This is a genomic window from Secundilactobacillus muriivasis (assembly GCF_054785195.1).
The window spans coordinates 1-26,344 of sequence record NZ_BAABMI010000042.1 but is presented as its reverse complement, the minus strand read 5'-3'; the positions used below and the strand labels follow the sequence as shown (position 1 = coordinate 26,344).

The following is a 26,344-nucleotide window of genomic DNA, read 5'->3' as shown; positions in this document are numbered from 1 at the left end:
AGCAAGATCAAAAGCCGTCAGTTTTTGAAAAACATGAAAACTGACGACTTTTTTGAAAGGTATGAATAATTCAGGTTTTTGTATATCAATTGTTGGTCTATAATTTTAAGCATGTAACTAAATGGTTACATACTTAATTTGGGGGAGGAAACGTTTATGTCAAAAAAATTTGGTAAGAAGGCGGCGACAGTCGTGCTTAGTGCAGCATTATTAGGGGGAGTGTTTGTTACGGCACCAAGTAGTTTGACGACTACGACTGCTCAGGCTTCAGCAAAGATTTCGTATGCACAGTATATGAGTGATATTAATGGCATTAAAGGAGCTATGGCGAAAGCTTCAACAGACGTACAAAGTTATGTTTCAGATGATTATCCTAATCCAACTGATACAGATGCTTACGGACGTAGTGGGTCAATGGATTATTATTTGGGCAATTTAGGATCTGCAGTGGAATGGCATTCAGATACTAAAGAAAGAGCAAGTGATAATCTGAGTGCCATAGTTGCAACATATAATGTATTTAAGAACCGATTATCAACGGGTGCTCAAAGCCAATTAGAGTCGATGGCAGGAAAAATAAGTAGTGAAATTTCGAGTTCTAATGTTGATGACGGTTATGATGATATTGAAAACAATTTAGAAGGCTATGTGAGTGCACTTCAAAGTGCAGTGCTAGATTATGGTAACAACTATGATGGTGTTGCCGCAAAACCTAAAGCACCTAAGAGTTACATCTCAAAATTATCAGCCAAGAAGACTGCATCTAAGAAGTATGTTAAAGTTACCGGTACTGCTAAGTTGTACAAGTCCGCAAACTACGCACACATCAAGACCTACAAGGGTTATCGTTATGCTAAATTGAGCAGTAAGAAGACATTCAGTAAGACCATTTATGCACCAAAGGCCAAGAGTGTTAGAGTTACTGTCGGCCATTATGCAAACGGGCACTTTACTGCTGTGACATCAGCTAAGACGGCTCACGTTAAATAGATTGTGTGATCCGATAAAATAACATGGGCTAATGTGGGCGTAAAGACGGACTTGGTAATTAGAACAAGTTATTCGTAGGCGTGTTTTAGCCTAATTTAATGCGTACCACAAGAAGAGCGCTACTCACGATCGTTGTGTGAGTAGCGCTTTTATACATAACGCATCGTTTGTTTTTAAATGTTTCAGAAATACTTTATAGTCATATAAATTCGGATATGTTACTATACAAGTATAGAGAAATGGTTAACGCCGTATCTCAATTGATCGTTTGTCAACGGGAGTAGACAGACGAGAGTGATTCATTAGGATGATCATGACGGAAAGTGACACAACTAATGTTTGGGGGAACTGAATATGAATGAACGGACACGGCAACAAGCTGCGAAGATGGGGAGCAAGGTGCATTACCGTGCATATAAAGTTGGAAAACGCTGGCTGGTAGCTGGAATTTCTAGTTTAGCTTTAGCTGGGGTTTTATTAGGTGCGGGCGCAACTCAGGCTTCGGCGGCTACGGATGAGACCGGCTCAGCGGATGATCAGGCAAGTCAAACAACGACTGCCGGGGATACGTTGAATCAGCAGGAAGTCACGTTGGCTAGTTCTGCTGATAAGGTGTCAACGTCGGTTAGTGCTAATAGCGAAATGAAAGCGGATACTGGGACTGTAGCTGAAACTATGGCGCCCGAAGTATCGGCTGCTGAAGTGACGGCTGATAGTGAAACTCCGGCAGCAGTTACCGGCGAACAAGCTGTTGCGAACGGTGATACCACTGTAGAATCAACTGCAGCTGACACTAACATTGCGGTTGATGATGTGCAAATTTACAACTTAGGCACTGCCAGCGATGAAGTCGCTGATGCAACGAAGGCGCAAGCGGCCCAAAACTATGCGGCTACCGGACAAGCGCAGAAGGTGACGCGAGTAGCAGATGCGGTTGCGGACGCTACGGATCCAACTGATGCGGCTGTTGAGATGGGCTCGATTTCGATAACGATGCAAACCACCGATGGCGCATTAGTGATGAAATCTACTTCGCCAATTGTGACAGGCCAATTGTATAACGTCATTAGTAGCGATATGGGTGGCAGCGACAATATGATCATCACTGATGAAATGGTGACGATGGCCAAACAACAAGCTGCAGAGTTACTTGCCGCGTATCCTGACGCAACATTGGAATTCGGCGATGATATAACCGGTAAGTATGACTATGTCAGCGTGAAAAATGAGACCACTGGGGTTGAAACGACCGATTTTTCGAAACCGATGGCGGTTTTCATTGACCCGGATGGCATTAAGGATTATGCGTTCACGATAACGGTTCGTAAGACGCCGCTCGATTTAGTGACGACTGATCCAGCTGGTAAGGCGCCGGTTGAAGTTGATCACGTTTATTTAGATGGCTCAGACGCAACTGGGGCCACAAGTTCGCCAAAACAGGTCATCCTGACAGTGGCGACTCCGATAACTGGTTCAATTGATGATATGCAACTTCTGAATGAAGAAAACACGATTACCATCAATTTTGAAGATGATGGTAGTGCGGCGGTGACGTCCGATAAAACACCGGCTGATACCACGGATACGCAGGCGCATTTGTTAAGCACGATTCTGGGACAAAATGGTGTGACGACTGTAAGCGGTGCTACTATTCAGCAGAATTTACGCAATATGGGAATTCGGATGGATGGGACGGTCGATCCTGATAACACCAATCTTAATGGTAAGGACAACACAGTTCTACTTTCGCCCAACATCACTAAGGTAACCTACGTTTATGATCAAGATGCAGTTGCTGAAACACCGGCTACGGATGCTAATCAGGATATGTTGGATAAGCTAAAAGACCTGTATGATCAGGCAATGTCTGATTTTGGTAATGATGCTAAGCACATTGATGATACGTTCGATGCTTCAACGCCATTACCTGGCCAAAACGAAGGCGGCAACGAAACGGTTTCTGATGGCCAGGCGAACGTTGGTGTTGCCATCTACATTAAAGATGCCGAAACTGGAACCATCACACCGTTTGACATGGGTGGCGGGCCACTAGTTGACTGGCACTTATACGACAAGGACACGACGATACCACTTGATATGACGATGAGTTATGAGGGTGTCAACTACCGCTACGTTGGGTATGAGATTGCACCCGCTGATGGTTCTGTTGATGGCTCGAAGTTGGATCCAAACAATTCACTGCCAGTTAAGACAGGCGCTTTGGTTGCCGGCGTTGATGAAAATGGCGCCGCTATTGAGGTTGCACCAACGACTTTGATGAACGCTATTTATGAGGTTGTCCCAGCTGAGATTACAGCCAACTACATTTACGACGATGCGGATCAGACTCAAGTTAAGCCAACACAAACGGTGACGCCTGATCAGGCGAGTGACGTGACGTTGCCAACTACTAACCTTGAGAAGATCGTGCTGACGTCTGGTAATGGTAAGAACGGCGTCCCAACGACGTTAACGTTGAAGTTCAATAGTGACTTTACGGTGACGCATTTGATTTTGAATGAGGGGACTGACAATGAATTTATCTTGCCGGTAGCCACCGAAACGTTAGGCGCTTTCTTGGATGCCAACGAGGCCGGTGCTGATTTGAGTCAGGCTGCTTTGGATGATTTAGCTGGTGCTGGCATCGGGGAGGACGCAACTAGTCCAGACGTCTATCAAGGCTTCTTGGCCAACCTTACGAAGACCGGGATCCACATTAACGGCAATGTGGCGCTTACCGATCCTGAAACTTACACGCAATTGAAAGATGTGACTTACGTGTACGCAACGCCGGCCAAGCAACCAGTCACGATTGAGGCGGTTGACGACGTCACGGGCGATGTGCTGGAAACGGCCGAGTTGACCGGCTACCCAGACTTCACCACAACGTACGATACGCAGGCGTTGATTGATAAATACACGGCGATGAACTACGTGGTTGCTGCCAATGATATTCCGGAAGTGATTACGTTTGATGATGATTCGACTGCGCCACAGGTTTACCAGCTGCATTTGACCCATCACGTGACGCACTCAACGGCTGAAACGACTCAGACGGTGACCTTTATGGATGAGGATGGCAAGGCGATGGCGCCTAGCGTTGATGAGACGATTACTTGGAATGTGTCGACGGATGACGTGACGGGCGATAAAGTTGCGACGGCTCAGAAGAGTTACGATGCGGTTGACGCACCGGTAATTGAAGGCTACGTGGCAACGCCGACCGTGGTTGCGGCGACCTACCCAGCAGCGACTAAGGGTGATCTGGCGGATACCACTGTTCAGGTGATCTACAAGAAGAAGGTCGTAGCTGGTGATGGTGGTTCGACGACACCGGGTGGCACTGATGTTACGCAACCTGGCACGGATCAATCAACGGTGACGACGCCGGAAACGGAACAGCCAACGGTGGTTGAACCTGGTGGTGAGACGGCACCGGAAGCTGAGCAACCGGGGACTGGGGAACAACCCGCCGCTGGTGTTGATGGTGAAGACGCTGAGACGCCTGAAACTGTAGCTGTTAGTTCTAATGGGACGGTTACGGGTAACGTTGAAGCTGCCAATGGTCAGGCTGTCGCTGATCGGTTTGTGGCCGGTCAAGCTTCGGATGCTGATGCGCAACGGTTGCCTCAAACGGCTGAACGTGACGGTCGGGTTGGTTCTGTGATGGGATTGGCTTTGGCTGGCATGTTGAGTTTACTGAGGTTGAGTGGTTTACGGAAGAAGCGGGATTAGGGTTAGTTTGAAATAGATTGGATTGGGAGTGTCATCCTTGTTTGGGGGTGGCGCTCTTTTTTGTTTGGTTGGAGTGCTGATCAGATAACAAAAAACAGCGCCACCAACCAGAAGCAAGTTTTCCGGATGGTGGCGCTGTTCAGTTTGGTGACCAAGTCACTCAATGACTGTGGTCTGACACATGCAAGACTTGAATAAGTTTGTGATGCGTTTGCTTGATGCTAGTAAGTGGCTAATACCTAGTTAAGGTAGTCAGTGTTACCAGTGTTAGTAGAAGTAGATGGTACAGTGCTAGTATCTACCGTGCTACGAACGAAGACAACCTTGATGCTGTCACCGTACTTGGCAGTAGAGGCATTGTTGGCCTTAGTTGCTGCTTCGTTGTAAGTGTAGAAGTAGGTCTTGCCGTTACCTGCTGAAGTACCGTAGTAGCCACCGTTGTTGGTGCCCTTGAAGACATCAGCTAAGTTAGTCCAAACGAAATTGCCGTCTGCAGTACCAGTAAATGCTTTTGTTTGATCAGCAGCACTCAACGTTGGGAAACCTTTAGCAAAGTCAGTAGCACTTAGCTTAGTTGCAGCAGTAGTTGAAGTTGCTGAATCAGTGTAGTACAAACCGGCTGGGGAAGTAGCCGCCTTAGCGATGGTTACGTAGTATGAACCACCGTAAGTAGCGTTAGTTGAATCACTAGCGTCAGTGATGGTGTAACCTGCAGGAACGTTAGCCTTGGCAAAATCAGTTAAGGTTTGGCCGGCAGTGTTAGTGTCAGTAGCAGGGACCTTTTCGTTTGCAGTAGTGGTAGTACCACTCTTAGCGATAAACTTCTTAGCAGCAGTTGCGATGACGTTCCGGTTTGAATCACGGTAAACGACAGTCACACTGTTTGCTGAAGTAGCTTCTGGTTCTGCGTTAGTTTGGCTAACGTTAGAAGCCTTAACCCATGCGCCAACTAAGCCGTTAGTGGTTGAGCCATCAACAGAGGCAACTTGGTAGTAAGTGTCGCCTTCACGTGAAGTGGTCTTAGCAGCACCGAAAGTAAAGGTAGAATCTTTGTAGGCGCTAGTTGAAGCTAAGACAGTGCCGTTAACCTTAGCACGACCAACTTTGTATTGGGTGTATGAAGGTTCCTTGAAGAACAAGGTGTTGGCAGTGTCACTAGTAGCAGCACTCAACTTGTAAGTTGCGTCGCTTGCTGGTGCAGTGGCAGTCTTAGTGGTTGCGTATGAAGCAATCCCACCGCCAAATGCATCGGTCGTCTTACCACCGTAGATCCAGCCACGGTAAGTGCCGTCGAAGGAAACAACCTTGTAGTAAACTGAACCGCGGTTAGTCGTAGCAACACGGTAAGCACGGAAGTTAGCTTTACCAGAAGTTGAAGTGTTCAACTTCTTAGCAGTAGTGGTTGTAGCAACCACCTTAGCGCCCTTTAAAGTACCGGCTTTAGTGTATAAAGCGTTGGTACCAGTTAAGGTCACGTTACGAGTAGTAGCATCGGTAGTCAAAGTTGCGTTTGAAGTAACCTTGGCGTAAGTTTTAGCAGATGCGGTCGTTGAAGCTGCACCAGCAGCGGCAACGAAGGAAACAGCAGCTAACCCTAAATAAAGGGATTTCTTTAGTCCTGATTTCATTAGACAGACTCCTTTGTGTTTGTGAGATATGTACACCAATATCTGATTACTGGTGTTGAAGCTATAATAACATCTAACCCATGACAACTGTCAAACATTATGATTAATTTAACATTTCAATCTTGTAAAAATAGTAACGTAATTGGAATAATTACCGAATAATTACCCTTTTATTAGCTTAATAAGGTGACATGTCAAAGGTTGATTACGCAATCATACAATAGGTAGAAAAGTGACCAATAATCGCCAAATCGCCCGTAAATGCACTCTGGTTCATCAAATTTTGAATTTTGTCCAAATACGAGGCTGGTAAACCGTTGATTCTAATTGTATTCGCTTACTAAACGTGATATTCTTCTCATATAATCACTAATACGTTACATTTTGGGGGATACGACAATGAAAAAAGCACTGACAGGCATCGTGGTCACCGCAGCGGCATTTGTAGGGGTAACCCTTGCGACGATCCAACCAGCCCAAGCATCATCAACCAAGTTTACGGCGAGTGAAATCAACAAACCAACTGGTTACTTCAACAGTACGAAGGCGCAATATGCGTTCCATTGGAAGACCGTGAAGAACAAGAAGGGGACTGTTCACTACTTGATTTTTGGCGATTTCAGCAAGCCAGCTTTATCAACTGGGGTTGTGAGCGCCAAGTATAAGTTGAGCAAGACACACCGGACGTTAACGACAACGTACCGGGCAATCGACAGCAAGGGGAACTTGGGGAAGACTTACAAGTTTACGTTGTATAAGCAAAGTAGCACGAAGTACCGTGGCTACCTCACTTATCAAGGGGTCAACGTACACCAATTGAGCACCAAGGGCACGGCGTATACGTTTACGAAGACTAAGACGTCTCCCGCAACTAAGTTTGCCCAATACGCAAAGCCAACGTTGACGAGCTACTACACGGATGAATTGAACGCAAACGTTCAAAAGGAATACCAAGAAGGCATCGCAGCTGGTAAGAACTACAAGGATCCAGCAACTGATAGTGACGTTCAAGCGAAGATTAAGGATACTGTCAATACTCAAGTGGCCAGTGACTTGGTAACTTTGGCGAAGTCGTTTAATGGGTAGAGTGCGGAACGAAACGGTTTGAGAGCGGCGTATAAGGGCAACGAGCTGGAAAGGCCTGATTTTTGGCCTTTTTAGCTCGTTGCCCTTATACATAGCGCTCTGCCTTGTGCAGCACGTTTCGGCTTGAGGACAGTAATGAACAGAGTGCGGAGCAAGGCGGTTAGAGAGCGGCGTGTAAGGTAACTTCAGTGAAAGCGCCCGGGCTTTGGGCGGTTTTACTGAAGTTACCTTACACATAGCGCTCTGCCTTGTGCAGCACGTTTCGGCTCGAGGACAGTAATGAACAGTAACTAGATAACCAAAAGCGAGTAGCTGAAACCAATCAGCCACTCGCTTTTTTAACGCCCGTCATCTAACCAGAATTTCCCCGCCCTAGCCATATCATTTTAAGGCCGAACAGCGTAAAATAAGGAGTGAAAAGGGTTGCAAAAAGGCAACGGATGGTTGCTAAATCACAACTAGGAGATAGACCAAGATGGACGAACACGAAGAACTCTTTGTTTACGGGATTTCAGAGGTTACGGATTATTTGATGACCCATCATTTAGATTACCAGCAGATGTCGGTGGCCGACTTGTATCAGTTGGCGCACCGGACGTTGCTGTCCGCTGGCGAATTGTTGGAAGAGTTCGAGGGGCAGCGAAGTCAGTTGAAGCTCTTGGCGGGATTTGACCCCCGGGTGCTGGGCAACTTTGTCTACCAGACCGGGGTTAAGTTGGCTAATGGCGATTTTCCGATTTTGGATGAGGGTGACCGGCAGTATGCCAACATGATCGCCTCGTTTTTGGGTTCGGCCACGCTGGACCAGTTCGACCTGAACATTGATGGTGAAAAGCAGTTTAACTTCTTTGAAATGCTGAGTTTTGCGCGGGTCGATTATCTTCGGCTGTTAAACGGCGATGATGCGGACCGTTTCACGGTGTTCGTCAACGATCAGGATCCGGAACCGATGCAGATTGAGATTCAACGCGATGGCGTTCAAGTCGTGATGCCGGATGGCATTGCGAATGGGCCGGAGTTGGTGGATTATATGAAGATGGCCGTGTTGTTTGGGTATGAGGGTGTGGATTAACACCCGTTGATATGAAACGAAAGAGTGGCAGAAACGCGTGATGTTTGGGCGTTTCTGCCACTTATATTTTATCGGTGAGATTGATTTGGAGGTCAGACGTAAAATAACCCTGTTAAAACCAAGCAAATCCCATCGTCTTTTTCCGGCCACCAGCTATACTAAAATTGCGTTACGAAATCTAAATGAGCTAAGGAGTGTCGCACTGTTATGACAAGCAGCAAACGAACAACTGGAAGGGTCATTGGGGAAGTCGTTACCAAACGAGTCGTGGATGGGGTTTCAATTGAAATTCCTGCGACTGCTGGGGTGCAAGAAGGCGATCAGTTTTTACTGATTAAGAAAGATGATGGCAATTTGATTCTAAAAGCGCCCAATGAAAACGGCACGTGGTCGATCGATGAGATCAAGCGGGAGTTAACCAATGATGATCCGGAGACGAATGGTTACTTTGATGATATTGATTTCCGGAAAGAACTCGCTGATTTAGGGATCGTCGACATTGAAGATGAGCGGCCAGAGCATTCATAATTCAACACGTTGATGGCGTCTGTTTGTAGCGGGCGCCATTGTTGCGTAGTGCGATTATTTAATCCGTTGTGATGACCCCGCTGTACGCTGTCTCCTAACTACTTTTCTCCGTATTCTGCTCTTGACCCCCACCCCCAAATGTGGGATGTTTAAAGGTAAGGAATTTATCAGAAAGTTCGGAGGAATCGCCATGGGGATTCGTGATATGTTTAAAAGTAAGCCGGAGCCGCAACCTGGCTTGCGGAGTAGTCGGTCGGCCAACACTAGTACTAACAATACAGTGACGCCGACGCAACCAGCCAGTTCAGAGGACCGGCACGCAACTGAGAATAACGACCGGGTGCGTCCGGCTGCTCGGCCAACGACGGTGTCGCCCGTTTCGTCTTTAGTCAGTGCCAAGCAACGCTTAGCGGCGGTTGCGCAGGACTACAACGCGAGTCGAGAAGTGTTGCAACGGCTGTTGTTTACGCAACAGGAAACAGTGCAGCAACAGGTGACTGATTTGTCGGCTAAGTTAGCAACGGCGCAGGAAACCAGTACCACGGTATCTAAGGACCTCAACCACTTGCAGGATGAGGCCGAAGCTGAGGGCGAGGCCGCAATGGGTGACCTCAAGCAACAGCAAGATGCGCTGGACGCTGACGTGAACACGCAACAGGGCCAAATCGGCAGTGTGTTGGCAAACGTCAACGAGTTGGGGCATGAGTTGAAGGTGCTCCAACAGCGTAAGGAGAAGTTGCAGGCGGATGAAGCCGAGATTTCGGAAGCCTTTAAAAGTGAAACTGACCCGATGAAGATCGTGGCGTTGGCTGACAAATACCGTCAGGAAATCGACGACAACCAGCAACAACTCGATAAGACCACGCAAATGATGACTGAAGTTGAAACGAAACGGGATCAAGTTAAGGCGCAGTTGAAGGAATTGCGTAGTCAGTTAATGGAGACGCAAAAGCAACAACAAGCCCTTGATGATCAGCGCGAAACGTTGCAAGAACAGGTTGCTACGGCCAACGAATCCCGTAACCAACAAATTGAAACGTTGAGCGAACAGTTGACCGATGCTGAAAGCCAAACTGCGCAGTTACAGCGTGAACTGGGTGAACAAAATGACAAGTTAGCCCAGATCAATGCCGATATTCGGGACTGGTTATCCGTACCGGTGCCGGTTAATGGCTTGATGATGGATACGGACACCGAAGTGATTTTTGACATGGATAGCTTTACGGCTGACCAACTCCCCGTTGTGAAGCAGGCGGCGCAGTTATTGTTGCGGCGTGGCGTGAAGCAGTTAGGGTTGTTTACGGCCACCTTTGCGATCGACCTCAGCGAGCATTTAGCTAAATGGGCGGACGCGTTAGGTATCGACAGTGATCGGTTGAAGATTCACAGTCCGTTGTATGACCTACAACACGAAGGTGACTTGAGCGCTAAGGTTAGTCTGCCAAGTGATCCCGTTGATGATACGTGGAACGATGATCGCAGTGTCCGGACGTTAACGTTGGCCGATCAATGGGAAGTTAAGGTGCGCTATTACAACGATGACGCCACCAACATCGCCTACATTGGCTACTACAAAGCTGGCCAGTTGACGGAAGAAAGCACGGTCAACGCAGCTGGGGTACTGGCGGCAAACCGCTTCTATCAAGAAGACGGCAAGTTGGATCGAGACGAGTACTACCGTCAAAATGGCTTAGGCGTGTTGACGGTGCACTATTCAGATGATAAGTTAAGCCAAATCGAAGTGCTGAACCCAGCAGGGATGCAGGTACAGGCTTTCGGCGATTTAGACGGCTTCAACCAGTGGTGGTTGGCGAATGAATTTCAAAATACCGGCTTGTTGGTCGGCGCCATTGAAAATGACGACTACCGCCAGTTGGCCGGGGTGGTTCAAGGCAGCGTTGCCGGCGTCGTGACGCAGGCGGCGGTTGCTGCTGATCAGTTGGTCGCGTGGGCGGATGCGTTCAGTGAACAACAATACTTCGCGGAAAACTACGAGACGGAACTGAAACTCATTGAGCGGTTGAATCGGTCGGTTAATGTGAGTTTGATTGATCAGCGGAATATGCCGGTTACGATGGGGGTAATACAGAGCGCGGAGTAAGGCGGTTAGAGCGCGGCGTGTAAGGTGACTTCAGTGAAAGCGCTCGGGCTTTGAGCGGTTTTACTGAAGTTGCCTTACACATAGCGCTCTGCCTTACGCAGCGCATTTCGGCGCGGTGGCCAGAACGCAGAAGTGCGGACAGGCTTCACTAACTGGTTGACTTGCGGAAAACAAGAGTCCAAGCGGCGTCGAAATCAAAGTAGTAGTCGTGCACGTCGCAAGTAGCACTCGCTAATCGAAGGACACCGTGCAAACGAGATTCGGGAACAGGGATGCAAGTTGACGGATGCACGCACTAAATAGGAAAAGAACGACCTCAAAGAACCATTAAATCTCAACCAAACAGCGAGTCACCACCAATCAAATGATGATTGATGATGACTCGCTGTTTGGTTGACAGTTCGCAGTTCCGAGACGTGACCACCTAAATGAGATGCACCCGAAAGTTAGATGAGAGTGTGAACCGCAAATGGCGATTAGGTAACCTAGCGAGATGTCGGTTGGCTTGGCATGGGTGGTTTTGGCGATGTGCGATTTGGCAGCGTTGTTTTCGGCTGGTTTTGAACTTGGATTTCTTGGGGTTTCTGGTAGATTGTGAAGCCTGTCAACGCTACCTGTTTTCGGCCGCCACGCCGAAACGTGCGGCGAAAAGCAGCGACTTGCACATAAGCCCCTCTTACCACAAACCCCAAAAACCGGGGTTTATGGCAAGAGGGGCTTATGCTCCAGTCGCTAGGCGCTTTTCGCCGCACTCTCAAACCTTAAGTTTTTCTCACGTTCCTATGGATAAATTAACGAAAGTGTTAAAATATAGTTAGCTAACAAGGGGTTAGCAAGCGGCATTTTGCCAATAAAAAAGGAGTGTCATTTCATGAAATCTGGATTGAAAAAGTCACTGTATTTCGGCCTAGCAGCAGTGTCTGTTTTGGCAGCATCTAGCTTAGCCACCACTACAGCCAGTGCTAAGACCTACGCAAAGGTTACTTCTAACAAGACGATGACGACGGCGCCTGAAACCCGTAACGTTACCGCCAACGGGACCAACGCCTTATACACGAAGGCTGGTACGTTAAGAGGGGCACGTTAAGAGGGGCACGTGTCGTTGCATCTAAGTCAACGATGGCAGCTTTAGGTAACTCAAAGAAGTCACAAAACTACTTCCGTGCTTACCAAGTTGCAACAACGAACCGCGGTTCGGTCTACTACAAGATCGTGTCATTTGATGGCAAATACCGTGGGTGGATCTACGGCGGTAAGACCACCACTGCATTTGGTGGTGGGATTGCTTCTACCGATACCATGACGGCCGCTGCTAAGCCAACGACTACGACTGGTTACACCTTAGTTGATGCAACTAAGAACACACTTTGGGTTAACCCATCATACTCTCAATACAAGGCTAAGAAGGCTGACATGAGCGGTTACACTGCTGGTGATACCTTTACGGTTACTGACGCGGCTACTAAGACGCGTGAAGGCTGGTTATACTACAAGGTCGTTGACGATAAGAACGCCAACGTTACTGGTTGGGTTTATGCTGATGGTTTGAAGTCAACTCAAAACAGCATCACTGTGAACTACGTCGATTTAAGCACTAACAAGAGCGTTGGTACGTTGAACATGCCATTTAGCACTTACGCATCTTCAGCTACTGCCGCCTCAGCTAACTTGACGACCGGGACTGCCTTCTCAGCAATCTTGAAAGCTATCCCAACGGGTTACGTTGCTTCTAACACAGATAACAACAGTTCAGCTTCATTCGCTAGCTTGGGTTCAGCAACCACTGCACCAGCTGGTTCTACTGTGACGTTCTATGTTAAGAGTTCAACGGCTGCAACTACTAACAAAACTAGTCAAATCACCGTGAACTTAGTAGATGAAAATGGTGCCGGCTTAACTGGATCTTTGAGTACTGCTCAACGGACTGCACTTTACAACGCAGGGATCGACAAACAATATCAAGTTACTCCAGGTACAACTGTGTCCGCAGCTACAATCCAAAGCATTGTTGAACAAGCTGGGTTAACCTCATTTACAGCTAATGGCAAGACTTACACCTTTAAGTCTGCTGCTCCAGTAACTTCTGGTACTGGTAGCAACGTTACTGTAAATGCTACGGCAACTTACAGCGTTAAGTAATTAGCTTTAAAAAGTTAACTGATTAAACTGAAAAACAGCATTCCTCATTTGAGGGATGCTGTTTTTGTATGAAATGATTATAAGCGGTAAAGGTCTACATGACTCACCAACCCCGTTCCCAATCCCATCGTTTGCCAATCTGCACCAACTCCGTTACCATAGACCTAATCATTGAAAAATCGGAGGCACTAATGGACAGTCAACTTGCTTACAAATACGTCATTTTAGCCATGAACGCGGTGACCGTGTTCTACCTCGTTTATGTGCAGCGGCAATTATTAGTGCCGTTTGAAGATTATCGCGGTCAGATGACGGTCATGAGCCGGTATTTTGAAACAATTCGTGACAGTTTAACCTCGAAGCAGGGGCGGTTGATGAGCAGTGCCACGGTCTTTATCAACTTCATTTTACCGTTGATGGTCTGCTGGTTGCCATCTATCGCCCACATCGTGCTGGTACGCACCCACGTGATTCAAGATTTGATCACAATGGTGTTCTTCACGATTTTGTGGGGCGGGTTGGCCGCAATGTCAGTACTATTCGTGAGCCGCAACCGGATGCCGTTGCCCAAACGGTTAGTCCGAACGACATCAGGCTACTTGTTAATTATCCTAGCCAAGATTCGGGGCGCAGTTTGGTCAAATACCGCTAATCCGCTACCAAGCTGGGCGCAGCCAAAAGTGCCAACGAACGGTGATCCTGATGATCCCGATACGAAACTGTACGCTGACTTAGACCGCAACGCACCAGCGTACCGAGCGTTAGCGGACCGCATCAACCAAGCCCATACCCAGGTGGTGCAGCTGAGCTCGGATGAACTGGAAGAGTTGTATCAGCATGGCATGCAGGTGCAAGATAGTGACCAAACGTTATCGCTGTTGTCACTGTACTTGATGCGGGTAGATGCTGTGGGTGGTATGAAGGTCATGGGCGATATTTTTGAGTTCAAGAGCGAAGAACAGCAACGCTTAGAGTACCGGACATTTGTGCGGACGCAGCGGGTGATGATTGGGATCGTTTATGCGGTGTTGGCGTTGCAGTTGATTCAGCAGGCATTGTAGAGCAGAGCGCGGAGCAAGGCGTTTAGAGAGCGGCGTGTAAAGGCACCAAGGTGAAAACCCCGGGTTTGGGTTTTTACCTTGGTGCCTTTACACATAGCTCTCTGCCTTGCGGAGCGCATTTCGGCGCGGTTACCAGAACGAGGTTCGATAAGCAAACTTCACTATGTAGATGACCTGCGGAAAATCAAAGTTAAAGTGGCGCCGAAAACAAAATAATAGTAATGCTCGTCGCCAACCAATCCTTTGCTGAGTAAACCGAGATAGAATCCCCCAGTTTTGGGGTTGGTGGTAAGAGGGCCTTACGTGCAACTCTCTGCCTTGCGGAGCGCATTTCGGCGTGGTTGCCAGAACGAGGTTAGTTAAGCAAACAGCACTGTGTAGATGACCTGCGGAAAATCAAAGTTAAAGTGGCGCCGAAAACAAAATAATAGTAATGATCGTCGCCAGTACCACTCAAAATCAAAATGAAACACCTCAGCCCCCCCAGTCCCGATTTTTCAGATATCTTCTCTCCACCAACCACCTATGTTATGATAAAGAGATGACATTGAGATAGTACGGGAGATAAACATGAAACTAAGAAAACTACGTTACTGGATCGTTGCGGCGTTTGCGGTTCTGCTGGTTGGCGGAATTGCGGCATTTGTGCCGTTGAATGGTAACGCTAAGCAGGTGAAGGTCATTAAGACGGATGCGATGCGAGTTCACGCCTACGCGCTTAAACAGCGGGCAGTGGGGTACTCGTCACTGAAATTAACGGATGAAGTTAAACTTGAAAACAAGCAGCACGAGATGGCATGGTACCGGGATAAGTATGCGGATGTGAAAATTGACGGGCAAAAGACCCGCCTTTACCACGTCAGCAATCGGGCCAATAACCACTCCTTTTGGATTAAAACCAGCGATTTGAAGACGATCACGTCCGCTAGTTTCCACCCAAAGGGCCAAGCGCTGACGCCGTACCACGGCAAGATTGGCGTAGTGGGCGACAGCATTCCCGCCGGTTGGGACGGCTACCACTTCAATCACGGCAACTCGTATTTTGATTGGTTTGGCAAATACATCAATATGGACCCCAAGAACCAGTACAGCTTTGCGGTACCGGACGCTAAGATCGTGGGGCACCGTTACGCAACCTACGCATTGTCTGGCAACCGAGTAGGACAAGACCTCAAGTCCCAAATCGAACAGCACAAGGGGCAGTTCCAACAACTGAACTACCTCTACGTGGCGATTGGTGTGAACGACTACACCAACAAGTCCGGATCGGGTAGCTTGAAGCACATCGCTAAGACGTTGAGTGAGCGACTTGATTGGCTACAGAAGTTGAACCCCAATATGATGATCATCGGGATTTTGCCAATGAATCGCTACACTTATAAGGGCAACGACTGCAGTAACTTTAAGAACGACCGGGATTTCACATTAAATGAAGAACGGGATGCGTTGCGAAAAGTGTACGATGAGCACCATATGGCGGTCATTGATTTCAACGAACTCGCACCAGAGTTGATTACGCCGAAGAATCGGTTGGCAACGCTGAACGACGGCATCTTGCACCCAACGATTCGGACGGATCAGGAACTGGGGCGTGTGCTGGCGCAGACGTTTGAGGATAAGACTGGGCAAAAAGAATCTTAATTCACAATAAATAAGCGTTAAAGGCTAACAATTAGGCTTTAACGCTTATTTTTTAGTGGTTTAAAAATCGTTGATAATGATCCGCAAGGTAAGTCATCGTCAACCCTTCAGGCTGTTTAACAAGGTCCAAAGGTGCGCCAGTCGCCATGATTCGGCCACCGGCATCGCCACCACGTGGGCCAAGGTCAATCAGGTGGTCGGCGTTGATCATCAAGTCCATATCATGGGTGATCATCAGCACGGTTGCGCCGTGAGTCCGAAGGCGGTCGATGATTTGCAGCAACGTTTGGACGTCCAATGGGTGGAGGCCAATTGATGGTTCATCGAACACAAACAAGGTCCCCGACTGCTTCTTCGTCAGGTGACTTACCAGCTTCAAACGTTGCGCTTCACCACCAGATAACGTCGGCGTGCTCTCGCCAAGGTGCAGGTAGCTGAGCCCAACTTCTTGCAGCTGCTTCAACTGCCGTTCGATTTTAGGCACATCGGTAAATACCGGCAGGGCTTCCTCAACCGACATCGCCAACAGGTCAACGATTGAATAGCCGTGCCATTTTATCTGCTGGATCTCATCCTTATACCGGGTACCGTGACAGACCGGACAAACTTCTTCCATATCGGGCAGGTACTGAATATCCAACGTGATATTTCCCAGACCACCACAGCTTGGGCAAGCCCCCTCCTTATTGTTGTAGGAAAAGTAGGCGATACCGTAGCCTTTGGCCTTTGATTCGGGTAAGTCCGCAAACAGGTGGCGCAGGTCGTTCATGATGGACGAGTAGGTGGCCAAGGTTGAACGGGTATTTTTCCCAACTGGCGTGGCGTCGACGCTGACTACGTGGGTCAGGTCGGTGGTCAGTTGCGTGACGTGGCTTGGGAGTTTCTGGTGTTGGGCCTGAGCTTGAATCGCTGGGACCAAGCTGTCCAGAATCAAGCTGGTCTTACCAGCGCCGGAAAAGCCGGTGATGGCCGTCACTTGGTTATCTGGGAAACTGGCGGTCAGGTCGTGTAAGTTGAAGTGATCGTCGATGTGGATCGTGGTCTGCTGTCCGGTTGGTTGTTTGGCCGGGTGCTTATCTTGGAGAATCTGTGCGCTCCCCGAGATAAACGGACCAATCAACGAGTTGGGGTCGGCGACTAATTGCTTCGGCGTGCCCTGAGCAATCACGTTCCCGCCAGCGTCGCCAGAACCGGGACCGATTTCAATCACCCAGTCGGCGGCCGCAATAATGTCGACTTCGTGGTCAACCACGACCAGTGAGTTGCCTTGCGCAATCAACTGGCGAAAGACGTGGATCAGGCCCTGAATGTTGTCGGGGTGCAGGCCAATTGAAGGTTCGTCCAAGACGTACAGGACGCCGGTAGTTTCGGTTCGCAGTGTCCGGGCAAGTTGGATCCGTTGCAGTTCACCGGTGGATAGCGTGTTCCCGTTTCGAGATAGACTGAGGTAGTCGAGTCCCAATTCCAACAGTGGCCGCAACGTGTCATCCAGTTCAGTGAACAAAATATTGGCGAGGTTACCCATGTCGGCGGGCAGGTTGGCCTTAGTCATCGCCTCCCAGTCGGCAAGCTGATTCAACTGCATATCGGCCACTTCGGCAATGTTGCGACCGCCCACCAACTGCTTGAGTCGTTCCGGATTTAACCGGGAGCCGTGACAAGTCGGGCAGGTTGAGAAGTGGTAGAACGAGTTGATTTTGGCAATTGACCGCTCACTCTTCGAGGACTTCAGTGATTCGGTAACGGCCTCGTAGGCATTTTCGTACAACGTCTTTTCCGCGTGAAATACCCGGCCGGTGCCGGTATGAAAGTCGAAGGGGTACTGCTTGCGTTCACCGTGGAGGACGATGTTGCGTTCTTTGTCGGTCAGATCCTTGTAAGGCACATCGGTGCGGACACCAAGCGTGGCGACTAGTTTGGGCATGAAGTTTCGGCCGGGGAGGTGCCACGAAGCAACGACGCCTTCGTCAATGGTGAGGTTTTCGTCACCGATCAGCTTTGATTCGTCTAATTCGCGAACGACGCCTAGTCCTTGGCAATCCGGGCAGGCACCGGTGGAGTTGAACGAAAAGTCTTCCGCGCCGGTGGCCATGAATTGTACACCACAGGTGGGGCAGGTGATCATGCCCATTTTGTCACCCGGCCGGTCCATGGCTTGCGCGATTTGAATGGTTGGGTCGATTCGGTGACCGTTGGGACAAACGGGCGAGCCTAACCGTGAGAAAATCAGTCGAATCACGTTAAAGGCTTCGGTCAGCGAGCCGACGGTTGAGCGTTCTGATGGGACGCTGGGTCGTTGCCGGAGCGCAAGGGCTGACGGAATATGCTTAACGGATTGAACCTGAGATTTATTGGATTGCGAGATTCGGCGGCGGGTATAGGTCGAGAGCGCTTCAAGGTAGCGCCGGGAGCCCTCCGCGTATAAGATGCCCATCGCCAGCGAACTCTTCCCCGACCCCGAGGGGCCAGAAATGGCGACGAATTGGTTTAAGGGAATGTCGACGTCAATGTTTTTCAGGTTATTGACGTTGCCACCCCGAACTTCGATGTGCGTGATTGGTTCAGACATGTGACATGATCCTTCCTCTCATAAAGCGTTACGTCCATCATACCGCGAGTGGGATAAAATGGGGTATTTGTAGTTTGCGTTTAAAGGTGTTCTTCCAGTTGCTTGCGGTCGTGATGGATCACCCAAAGCAAGCCGAATAACAGCACGGCAACCACGATCACGATTGCCACATGCAGCCAATTACCACGTAAGGCCGCATCACCACCAAAGGCGTAGAGGAAGGCTGGTGGTAAGCTACCCAGTAAACAGATACCAGCTAATCGGCCACGGGCGGGCATCAGCCGTTTGGCCGCCAGATTAATCACGGTGCTGGGAATGAATGGAATCGCGTACCCCAGAACGAGGCCGATGCTGGGATGCCGAATTTTTAAGAGGTCGGCGTATAGTTTTTGGGAAAATTTATTTTTCGGCGTATGCATGATTTCTGGCAGCAGGTTCGCCACCGTAAAGTTCCCGACCGTCATGGCGATAACGTTCATGGCAAATGCCGTCCAATGGCCGAAGCAAACCCCCGCCGCAATGGCGAGCACGGCCACCGGAGCGCCGGGTAACCAAAAGCAGATCAGCATCAACAAGGTGTAGGTGATGAGATCCAGTGGCGTATGGTGTTGGAAGACGCGAACGAGTTCTTGCCGGTTGGTGATTAGGTGAAGCACGTCCTCAAGCTGACTGCCGAAGCGGTAGCCGATGAAGAGGAGTAGGGCAAGCGCCACGATGGCGGTCAGTCCGAAGAAGAGGTGACGTTGTGATTTCGACATGGTGAAATGCCTCCTGCGCGGTATTAGTGCGTCCAGTATAGCATTTTTGCGTGGGACGAATGAGGAGAAATGTAACCGTTTGACTACAAAGTGATGTCGTTGATCGAATTGGGGCTGAAGTTCGGTATAATCAAACTATCAAAAATGATTTGGAGTGCTGATGATGCAAAGAAGTCACCGAATAGCCAGTGTTCTGGCTGGAATCGCAATTGCGTTGGGGTTAAGTATGGTTGTTTTACCGACGCAACGCGCACAAGCGGCCACGATTCAACCCGTGGAAAGTCTAACGACGGTTAATTACTATACGAAGATCGGTCCGAATACGACGCATAACTACGGCATTTATAAGTCTGGCGGATACGCCACGTCGACGGCCAACCTGACGAAGATCAGTAGTGGCTATAACTTCCGGAATAAATTCGTGCATATTACCCGGGAAGAGGTCGTGAATGGCGCCACCTGGCTGAAATTTACATACAATCATACGTATACGGGCTGGATCCACCAAAACGGTACGGTGAAGAGCTACTACCGGGTGGTGGCACCGTTGATCGCCCAGCGACCAGAACTGCCGACCGGCTGTGAAATTACGGCCACCACGATGATGTTGCAGTTTGGTGGCGCAGACGTGACCAAGCTGAGTTTGGCTAAGGAGATGCCAAGAAGCAGTGACCCTAACAAGGGTTTCGTTGGTAGTCCCTATTCCAGTACGGGCTGGTACGTCTATCCGGGTGGTTTGATGAGCGTTGTGAAGGCCCACATGGGAACCGCTAAAAACATGACTGGTGCCAGCTTGGCGGCTATTAAAGCACAGGTTCGTCAAAACCACTTAGTTGTCATCTGGGTGGCCAACGTGGACGGCTTCAGTAACCACGCGCTGACGGTTACCGGTTACTCCAGCACGCGGCTGTACTACAACGATCCGTGGACCGTTAAGCGGAGCAGTATGACTAACGCGACGGTGCAGAAGCACCGGAAGGCGGATGCTTATCGGGCGTTGAGTTATTAAAGCGTGTCAAAAATCGCGTTTAGGACCCAGAATGTAAAAAAACTGATTCCCGCACACTGCGGTGAATCAGTTTTTTTAACACTATTTAACCAAATAATTAACCGTTTGATAGTACTCGTAAGTGTTCGAAACATACTTCGCACTCGTAAAGTAAGTCCAAGTCTTATAAAGCCCCGTCAGGTTGATGCCACCCTTGTTGTTGGAGCGGTCAAAGCTGTAGAGAACCAAGTGGGTCTTGCCATCGGTCCCAGTTTTAGTGGCCTTGGTCATCTTGATGCTGCGCGTCAGCAGGTTATCCACGTTGGTAGCACCGTAGTTGTACCAGTGGGCCTTGTTGGCGCTCTTAAAGAAGTAGCGGTTGGCTGGAATTTTGTTTTCAGTCCACTTGCCACTGCGGCTGGTTTTGGTAAATTCATAGACGGAGTGGGCGGCAAAATGCAGCTTGTAGTAACGCCACGTGCCATACTCGTCTTCGTGGTACGAATACCAGTTGTGCTTCTGCAACGACGTGGGATTCGTGTAGGTCTTCGCGCTAGCGGAACTTGGGTTAGCGACTAGGGCGAGACCAAATGCGCCCATGAGGGCAAAACTCGTCATGAGTGAATAAGTGATTGATTTCTTCAAAATAATGTCCCTCCTCATGACAACAGGATAGCACGTTGTCATCAAAAGAGTGGTTTTTGGATTGAAAGGTAACCATAAATTAAGAAGTTGTTTGGTAGACAGATTTTGGTTAGTGTTAGCTACCGGCAGTCAGGAGTAGGTCCGGATGCTGCGAATAATGCGACCAATAAAATTTATTTTTGATGAGTTTGGCGAAATAAAGACCGGTTGGTATAGGGGATTATCGAACGAGAGGATCCAGCCGTTCGGTAATTCGGTTACGCGGCCGACTTTGATCTCGCGACCGAAGCTAACGGCAGCTAAACTGTCGTTGGCCACGCGGTCTTGGCGCTGCACGAGCACCCGCGTATCATGGGGTAGTTCGGGACTCATCGCGTCGTTTGCGAGGTCGAGGTAAATGAAGTCGCCATCCGGTAGACCGTCAGCCACGGTCATCACAGTGCTAGTGATGTTCGTTAAACTGGTCAGTGGCAACTGGTTCAGAACCGAATTGATCACGGGAATCTCAACTAACTGTTGGTGTTGATTCGTGTAGGGTGTTGTCATGAAAGGGCCTCCTAAACGGCATTTATCGCTATTATAACATCAAAAAAATCCCGGTCGCAAAGGGACGGTTCGCGGCCGGGATTGGCTGTCAAAACATCACTGGGACGTTTGACATTGGACTTGATTAGGAATTTTTAAAGACTATTCAATCGGATCGCATCGATCGAATAAATTAAGGTTACCATAAACAATTTCAAAAATCAAGAACAGGTGTTCGCTAGACGCTTTACGGTATTTTTGTAAACTATGCGTTAGACGCGATTAATTGTCGATGTCAATCACTTTTGGAGAACTGACAACTCACACTCAGGAGGAGCTATTTTTGAAAGTCACGAATATGTTTGATAAGCCGGAGTTGGCGAAGAAGTTTCACCGCAACAGCATCCGATACAAGTACGCCATCGCCATTCAACGGTTACGGATGGAGGCGGGGTTGACTCAAATTCAGTTGGGGCAACGGATGAACGTCCCGCAATCGTCAATTGCTCGCTGGGAAAACGGCGGCACTAATATCACCGTCGAGACCTTGGAGAAAATTGCGCTGGCGGTTAACAAGGAGTTAAGCATTACGTTTAGGTAACGTTTACAGCGTCATTGCCCAAAAACTTGTGGGGACTGTGTTAAAATGACCCTAATAGGTTTACCACGCGCCGACGTCGGTGCGATAAGGGGGCAACAGCATGAAAAAACTAGGCATTATCGCAGTCGCAGCGCTGTCGTTAGGCTTGACGTTTGGCGTCCAGTCAGCAACGAAGCCAGCGACAGCACAGGCGAAAACCAAAGTCACCGTAGTGTGGCAGAAAAAAATGACGCAAAAAGCGTACCAGATCAATGAGTCGAAGGCAGCTCACGCGTACGCTTATACCGGCAAATTAGCGAAGAAAGTCTTTAAATTATCGAATTATCCAAACACCACGTTCTACGCTAAAGGTCATGAAGCGCTGAAGGTGAACGGTAAGACGCGGGTGTACTACTACATTCAATCGGCTAGCAACAAGAAGAAGGCCGGCTGGGTTTGGCGCGGGTATTTAACCACCCCTAGCATGTCCGGTAGCACACTGATGAAGACGATTGCGAACGGCACGGACCTGCAACCAGCAAGCTCGTTGTTAAAGCAACCGGCCAGTTTTTATACCAAATACGCCGCGACGTTGAAGAAGAACTTTAACTTAACGGGGAAGTTAACGAACAACACGAATGACCAGATTCGGGTCTACGTGGCTAAAAGTCAGTTGAAGACATACGCTACGAAAGCGATGAGCGTGTGGAACGCGGCTTTAGGTCAAAAGGTCTTCATTACGGGGACGGCCACGAAGCACGATCTGATACTATCGACCCAAGCCGCTAGCGACTGGGATGGCTTGAACGACGGTAGCCACATCTACCTCAGTTCAACGGCATTAGCCGATCCAACCTATGTCGATAGTGTCGCTGATACACCACAGATTCGGGAACTGTATACCGAATACGAAAAGGTAGCAGCGGCCTATAAGTCGGCAACGGATGCAACAACTAAGAAAGCAAATTACGATAAAGGTAAGGCGCTGTATAACGAACTGATTGCAGCCCAAAAGGCAGCGGCCCCAGAAGCAACCACGTACTGGGAAAGCGTCTTAGTCCACGAAATGGGCCATTCACTGGGCTTGGATCACACACCGTACTTAACGGACATTATGTATGCCGAAACCAGCGACGACGGCTTCAGCAGCGCCGTAACGGGTAAGTACAGCTGGAATGCACCAAAGGATACCAACGATTCCAGAAGAGAAACGCCAAGTGTGTCAGCAAGGGATATTGCAAGAGCTAAGTTGGCGGAGAAGTTGGGGTATTGGTAGAGAGTGCGTAGCAAAACGTTTTGAGAGTGGAGTATAAGGGCGTCCCAACATAACTGGCCGGGCTTTGGCCAGTTATGTTGGGACGCCCTTATATGCAACTCTCAGTTTTGCGAAGCACGTTTCGGCGCGGTGGCCAGAACGCAGTAGCGCGGACAGGCTTCACAATCGGTCACTGAACCCCAAGAAGCAGTAGTCAGATTGGCGCCGAAAATAGGTAATAGCAATGAGCATGGCCAGTTAGATGATGACGCCCTTATATGCAACTCTCAGTTTTGCGAAGCACGTTTCGGCGCGGTGGCCAGAACGCGATGTCGCTGACGGTCTTCACTAAGGTAAGCTGAACCCCAAGAAGCAGCAATCAAATTTGCATCGAAAATAGGTAGTAGCAGTGAGCATCGCCAACGAGCAGTCGATAAAAGCAACCCACCACGTCAGCACAAGCTAAATACACCAATAAGTAGCACAAACAGCCATAAAAAAATACCAAACAAAGAGCCTAGCTGATACTCACGCAACCTCGTGAGCACCAGCTAGGCATTTTTATATCAATCTAATTAGCAAATTAATCCCGAATCAAAATCTTCAACCCAAAGTAAATATTATAAACATACAGCACCAAATCAACGATCCCCGCTAACAACAGCAAGAAGAATGCCGTTCCGCCAGTAGAGACGGAATCGTTAGTTGCGACGCCAACCACACCTGAAATAATCAAAACGATCACCGTCAGTACAATCGGGATCAGGTGCAACCAGGCTGCCCGCCCAGCGTGGTGGTGCATGTCCGGATCATCGCGACTCAGGAACCAAACGATGATGGGGAATAGAAAGGGCGCAAAAATAATCGAAATGTATGATAAGGCATTTACCACTTTTCGCGTTGTCATAGTCAATCTCCTCCAATATTAAAATGCTACATCCTAAGCTAAGTGTACACAATTGGGTGGGGTTTTCCAAGCGTAATTAGTTAGGTAAAGGAGACGGTTTAGGAATATTGAAGGCGATTGTATGTTTATGATACGCATGATAAAAGTGTAATTATAGTATACATAATTTGAAAACAATAAAATTTCAATCAATATTCATAAAATGTTCATATTAATAAGTTAAATTAAATTGTAAGGATAACTTAAAGTTAATGACTAATCTTGACACGACCAACGGAGGTGCATTGACATGAATAAGCCATGCCAAGAAAAAATTGTTAGATTTAAGCTCTATAAGTCTGGTAAAATTTGGTTAGTTGCAGGAATTGCAACGTCAATTCTATGGCTAACACCAATGGTGGGAAATGCTGCGGAAAATACTGAAACTGCTTCGATGCAAACGCAGTACAATACGGATCCACCGGTTACGGAGGTTGTTGAATCAACGGTAACGGTAAGTAATGAGGAGTCGGTTGAGTCAACGACCGCAACGACGACTGCGGCGGTATCGACTGCTGACCCAGTAACGAATCCTTCAACGGTAAATCAGGAAACAGCAGTATCGGAAGTGGTTTCCGAATCAGCAGTTACTGAAGTTTCAGAAAGCACTGAATCAACCGTTGAAGCTTCAGCGACTACTACGCCGGTAGCGGAAGAAACAACGGAATCAGTGACGACTGCAACCTCAACAGTAGCAGCACCAACACAACCGAGTGCAACTCCGGTGACTACTCAAGCTAGTTCGTCAACCAATGTGGCACCTCAAACTGAATCGTCATCAGGCACGTCAGGAACCGTGTCGACTGATAGTGAGAAGGAGACCGTCTCGACGACTCAAACCGATAATAAGTCGGTGACAACTTCGGATACTAAATCCGCTAAAGTAGTCAAGGAGACAGAAGTAAAACTTGAAGATGCCGGAACGTTCTTTGATGATGACGAAGTTCAAGCGTGGTTAGAAGATTATTATAAGTGGGAAGGATCTGTTGAGAATTACACGAAGGCGAACTTGTTGGGAATTGCTTCCTTGTTCCATGTATTTGCTAATCAAGCACAGCTTAATGCGCATACTGCGGGGAACGTTGCCACGAATTATTTAACTGGAAATAGTGATTTTGGGACACCGGTCAAAGATGATGGTGATGTCAAATTTGAAGTATCGTACATTAGAGAACTCGATTTTAGTAACAATGGGTTACCCGGATCCTTTAAAACGAGCCGAGATAACAAGTTGGTTCTTGGCGATATCGAGGGTTTAACAGTTACCCAGAAAGGTAATCAGATTTTCTTAAGGCTAGGTGGTCAAACGGCCATGATTAATCACTTAGAACCAACGGAAATTGTTCAAGAAAAGCCGTCACAGTATTTAGATGTAAGTGCAACACTTGATGAGTTGCGTAAATTATCACAAACGTTATTTGAAAAGGAAGCGGCAGCCACGTTTAAGCATAGTGACTGGAAAGAAAGTAATGATCGAGTAATTGATATTGAAACGTTAAAGGAAAAAGTAAATGGCAATCAATTGATTATTAATCTAGCAGCTGACGTTCTTAGCGCTAACTATAAGCTAATGATTGAAAATGCTGATATATTAGGAGAAGGTGTGACGATTGTCTTTAACGTTGATATTGGCAATAGTGATAATTATTTGGTGAATACGGAAGTAAAGTTGAAAGGAATCAACGGTGAAATCGATCCAGATGAAACTGAAAACTTCTACCAAAATAATTTCTTGTGGAACTTTAACGCAAAAGAAACTGACGAGGTACGTCAAATTAGTGTAACAACTCAGAATCGGATGTGGGGTAGCTTGCTAGCGGTTGGTAATCCTAATGATACGGGCGAACTGATCCTTAACGTTAATACCAACGGTAACTTGGTGGCAGATACAGTAAACGTTGGAGGAGAGAGCCACCGTTGGGATTTACAAAACTCGGTTGATCCAGATCCAGATCCAGATCCAGATCCAGATCCAGATCCAGATCCAGATCCAGATCCAGATCCAGATCCAGATCCAGACCCAGACCCAGACCCAGACCCAGACCCAGACCCAGACCCAGACCCAGACCCAGACCCAGACCCAGACCCAGACCCAGA

20 protein-coding genes are annotated in these 26,344 nt (G+C 48.3%); 14 read left to right on the top strand and 6 right to left on the bottom strand.

Annotated features, from left to right (window positions below; genetic code table 11):
* Positions 1 to 156: 156 nt before the first annotated feature.
* Both ACYVR3_RS11050 and ACYVR3_RS11045 read left to right on the top strand, forming a co-directional pair.
* On the top strand, positions 157 to 990 hold the full coding sequence (locus ACYVR3_RS11050; protein WP_461244288.1) for a hypothetical protein: 834 nt from the start codon (positions 157 to 159) through the stop codon (positions 988 to 990).
* A 354-nt stretch (positions 991 to 1,344) separates the two neighbouring features.
* Complete coding sequence (locus tag ACYVR3_RS11045; protein ID WP_461244287.1) at positions 1,345 to 4,725, top strand: mucin-binding protein; 3,381 nt, start codon at positions 1,345 to 1,347, stop codon at positions 4,723 to 4,725.
* A 239-nt stretch (positions 4,726 to 4,964) separates the two neighbouring features.
* Here the strand turns inward: ACYVR3_RS11045 and ACYVR3_RS11040 are convergent, their stop codons facing one another.
* Positions 4,965 to 6,353: an S-layer protein gene (locus ACYVR3_RS11040; protein WP_461244286.1), complete on the bottom strand. Its 1,389-nt coding sequence runs from the start codon at positions 6,351 to 6,353 to the stop codon at positions 4,965 to 4,967.
* Between the two features lie 399 nt (positions 6,354 to 6,752).
* Here ACYVR3_RS11040 and ACYVR3_RS11035 point away from each other — a divergent pair, with 399 nt between their 5' ends.
* From ACYVR3_RS11035 to ACYVR3_RS11000, 8 genes are all read left to right on the top strand, one after another.
* Entirely contained in the window at positions 6,753 to 7,439 is a 687-nt protein-coding gene (locus ACYVR3_RS11035; RefSeq protein WP_054737325.1) for a hypothetical protein, read from the top strand.
* A 475-nt stretch (positions 7,440 to 7,914) separates the two neighbouring features.
* Positions 7,915 to 8,511: a hypothetical protein gene (locus ACYVR3_RS11030; RefSeq protein ID WP_461244285.1), complete on the top strand. Its 597-nt coding sequence runs from the start codon at positions 7,915 to 7,917 to the stop codon at positions 8,509 to 8,511.
* A gap of 207 nt (positions 8,512 to 8,718) precedes the next feature.
* The gene (locus ACYVR3_RS11025) at positions 8,719 to 9,039 is read left to right on the top strand and encodes a hypothetical protein (protein WP_461244284.1); all 321 of its coding nucleotides are present in this window, start codon (positions 8,719 to 8,721) and stop codon (positions 9,037 to 9,039) included.
* Between the two features lie 190 nt (positions 9,040 to 9,229).
* The gene (locus tag ACYVR3_RS11020; RefSeq protein ID WP_461244283.1) at positions 9,230 to 11,140 is read left to right on the top strand and encodes a hypothetical protein; all 1,911 of its coding nucleotides are present in this window, start codon (positions 9,230 to 9,232) and stop codon (positions 11,138 to 11,140) included.
* A gap of 871 nt (positions 11,141 to 12,011) precedes the next feature.
* Positions 12,012 to 12,227, top strand: coding sequence for a hypothetical protein (locus ACYVR3_RS11015; RefSeq protein WP_461244282.1), 216 nt, complete (start codon positions 12,012 to 12,014; stop codon positions 12,225 to 12,227).
* A gap of 32 nt (positions 12,228 to 12,259) precedes the next feature.
* Positions 12,260 to 13,279, top strand: a complete 1,020-nt coding sequence (locus tag ACYVR3_RS11010; RefSeq protein WP_461244281.1) for a hypothetical protein — start codon at positions 12,260 to 12,262, stop codon at positions 13,277 to 13,279.
* A gap of 191 nt (positions 13,280 to 13,470) precedes the next feature.
* Entirely contained in the window at positions 13,471 to 14,340 is an 870-nt protein-coding gene (locus ACYVR3_RS11005; protein WP_461244280.1) for a hypothetical protein, read from the top strand.
* 570 nt (positions 14,341 to 14,910) lie between these two features.
* Positions 14,911 to 15,981, top strand: a complete 1,071-nt coding sequence (locus ACYVR3_RS11000) for an SGNH/GDSL hydrolase family protein (RefSeq protein ID WP_461244279.1) — start codon at positions 14,911 to 14,913, stop codon at positions 15,979 to 15,981.
* Positions 15,982 to 16,033: 52 nt separating this feature from the next.
* Here the strand turns inward: ACYVR3_RS11000 and ACYVR3_RS10995 are convergent, their stop codons facing one another.
* Both ACYVR3_RS10995 and ACYVR3_RS10990 read right to left on the bottom strand, forming a co-directional pair.
* Positions 16,034 to 18,550 (bottom strand): excinuclease ABC subunit UvrA, encoded by a 2,517-nt coding sequence (locus ACYVR3_RS10995; RefSeq protein ID WP_461244278.1) that lies wholly within the window; start codon positions 18,548 to 18,550, stop codon positions 16,034 to 16,036.
* Positions 18,551 to 18,630: 80 nt separating this feature from the next.
* On the bottom strand, positions 18,631 to 19,308 hold the full coding sequence (locus tag ACYVR3_RS10990; RefSeq protein WP_461244277.1) for a VTT domain-containing protein: 678 nt from the start codon (positions 19,306 to 19,308) through the stop codon (positions 18,631 to 18,633).
* A 163-nt stretch (positions 19,309 to 19,471) separates the two neighbouring features.
* Between ACYVR3_RS10990 and ACYVR3_RS10985 the strand changes: the two genes are divergently transcribed.
* On the top strand, positions 19,472 to 20,317 hold the full coding sequence (locus ACYVR3_RS10985; RefSeq protein WP_461244276.1) for a C39 family peptidase: 846 nt from the start codon (positions 19,472 to 19,474) through the stop codon (positions 20,315 to 20,317).
* Positions 20,318 to 20,398: 81 nt separating this feature from the next.
* On the opposite strand, the gene ACYVR3_RS10980 is transcribed toward ACYVR3_RS10985, so the two are convergent.
* Together ACYVR3_RS10980 and ACYVR3_RS10975 are read right to left on the bottom strand one after the other, a co-directional pair.
* Positions 20,399 to 20,941, bottom strand: a complete 543-nt coding sequence (locus ACYVR3_RS10980; RefSeq protein ID WP_461244275.1) for a hypothetical protein — start codon at positions 20,939 to 20,941, stop codon at positions 20,399 to 20,401.
* Positions 20,942 to 21,070: 129 nt separating this feature from the next.
* On the bottom strand, positions 21,071 to 21,487 hold the full coding sequence (locus tag ACYVR3_RS10975; protein ID WP_461244274.1) for a S24 family peptidase: 417 nt from the start codon (positions 21,485 to 21,487) through the stop codon (positions 21,071 to 21,073).
* A gap of 322 nt (positions 21,488 to 21,809) precedes the next feature.
* Here ACYVR3_RS10975 and ACYVR3_RS10970 point away from each other — a divergent pair, with 322 nt between their 5' ends.
* Together ACYVR3_RS10970 and ACYVR3_RS10965 are read left to right on the top strand one after the other, a co-directional pair.
* The gene (locus ACYVR3_RS10970) at positions 21,810 to 22,067 is read left to right on the top strand and encodes a helix-turn-helix domain-containing protein (protein ID WP_054737302.1); all 258 of its coding nucleotides are present in this window, start codon (positions 21,810 to 21,812) and stop codon (positions 22,065 to 22,067) included.
* 100 nt (positions 22,068 to 22,167) lie between these two features.
* The gene (locus tag ACYVR3_RS10965; protein ID WP_461244273.1) at positions 22,168 to 23,322 is read left to right on the top strand and encodes a matrixin family metalloprotease; all 1,155 of its coding nucleotides are present in this window, start codon (positions 22,168 to 22,170) and stop codon (positions 23,320 to 23,322) included.
* A gap of 562 nt (positions 23,323 to 23,884) precedes the next feature.
* Here the strand turns inward: ACYVR3_RS10965 and ACYVR3_RS10960 are convergent.
* Entirely contained in the window at positions 23,885 to 24,208 is a 324-nt protein-coding gene (locus tag ACYVR3_RS10960; protein WP_054737304.1) for a DUF4870 domain-containing protein, read from the bottom strand.
* A 289-nt stretch (positions 24,209 to 24,497) separates the two neighbouring features.
* Between ACYVR3_RS10960 and ACYVR3_RS10955 the strand changes: the two genes are divergently transcribed.
* Positions 24,498 to 26,344: KxYKxGKxW signal peptide domain-containing protein (locus ACYVR3_RS10955; RefSeq protein ID WP_461244272.1), on the top strand; the 1,847-nt coding region annotated here is incomplete at its 3' end.

Excerpts from the sequence above, each read along its gene's own strand:
- ACYVR3_RS11020 (WP_461244283.1), top strand. The coding sequence starts at position 9,230 with ATGGGGATTCGTGATATGTTTAAAAGTAAGCCGGAGCCGCAACCTGGC.
- ACYVR3_RS10990 (WP_461244277.1), bottom strand. The coding sequence starts at position 19,308 with ATGTCGAAATCACAACGTCACCTCTTCTTCGGACTGACCGCCATCGTG.
- ACYVR3_RS10965 (WP_461244273.1), top strand. The coding sequence starts at position 22,168 with ATGAAAAAACTAGGCATTATCGCAGTCGCAGCGCTGTCGTTAGGCTTG.
- ACYVR3_RS11030 (WP_461244285.1), top strand. The coding sequence starts at position 7,915 with ATGGACGAACACGAAGAACTCTTTGTTTACGGGATTTCAGAGGTTACG.
- ACYVR3_RS11025 (WP_461244284.1), top strand. The coding sequence starts at position 8,719 with ATGACAAGCAGCAAACGAACAACTGGAAGGGTCATTGGGGAAGTCGTT.
- ACYVR3_RS11015 (WP_461244282.1), top strand. The coding sequence starts at position 12,012 with ATGAAATCTGGATTGAAAAAGTCACTGTATTTCGGCCTAGCAGCAGTG.
- ACYVR3_RS10985 (WP_461244276.1), top strand. The coding sequence starts at position 19,472 with ATGCAAAGAAGTCACCGAATAGCCAGTGTTCTGGCTGGAATCGCAATT.
- ACYVR3_RS11005 (WP_461244280.1), top strand. The coding sequence starts at position 13,471 with ATGGACAGTCAACTTGCTTACAAATACGTCATTTTAGCCATGAACGCG.
- ACYVR3_RS11000 (WP_461244279.1), top strand. The coding sequence starts at position 14,911 with ATGAAACTAAGAAAACTACGTTACTGGATCGTTGCGGCGTTTGCGGTT.
- ACYVR3_RS11045 (WP_461244287.1), top strand. The coding sequence starts at position 1,345 with ATGAATGAACGGACACGGCAACAAGCTGCGAAGATGGGGAGCAAGGTG.
- ACYVR3_RS10995 (WP_461244278.1), bottom strand. The coding sequence starts at position 18,550 with ATGTCTGAACCAATCACGCACATCGAAGTTCGGGGTGGCAACGTCAAT.
- ACYVR3_RS10975 (WP_461244274.1), bottom strand. The coding sequence starts at position 21,487 with ATGACAACACCCTACACGAATCAACACCAACAGTTAGTTGAGATTCCC.
- ACYVR3_RS10960 (WP_054737304.1), bottom strand. The coding sequence starts at position 24,208 with ATGACAACGCGAAAAGTGGTAAATGCCTTATCATACATTTCGATTATT.
- ACYVR3_RS11035 (WP_054737325.1), top strand. The coding sequence starts at position 6,753 with ATGAAAAAAGCACTGACAGGCATCGTGGTCACCGCAGCGGCATTTGTA.
- ACYVR3_RS11040 (WP_461244286.1), bottom strand. The coding sequence starts at position 6,353 with ATGAAATCAGGACTAAAGAAATCCCTTTATTTAGGGTTAGCTGCTGTT.
- ACYVR3_RS11050 (WP_461244288.1), top strand. The coding sequence starts at position 157 with ATGTCAAAAAAATTTGGTAAGAAGGCGGCGACAGTCGTGCTTAGTGCA.
- ACYVR3_RS11010 (WP_461244281.1), top strand. The coding sequence starts at position 12,260 with ATGGCAGCTTTAGGTAACTCAAAGAAGTCACAAAACTACTTCCGTGCT.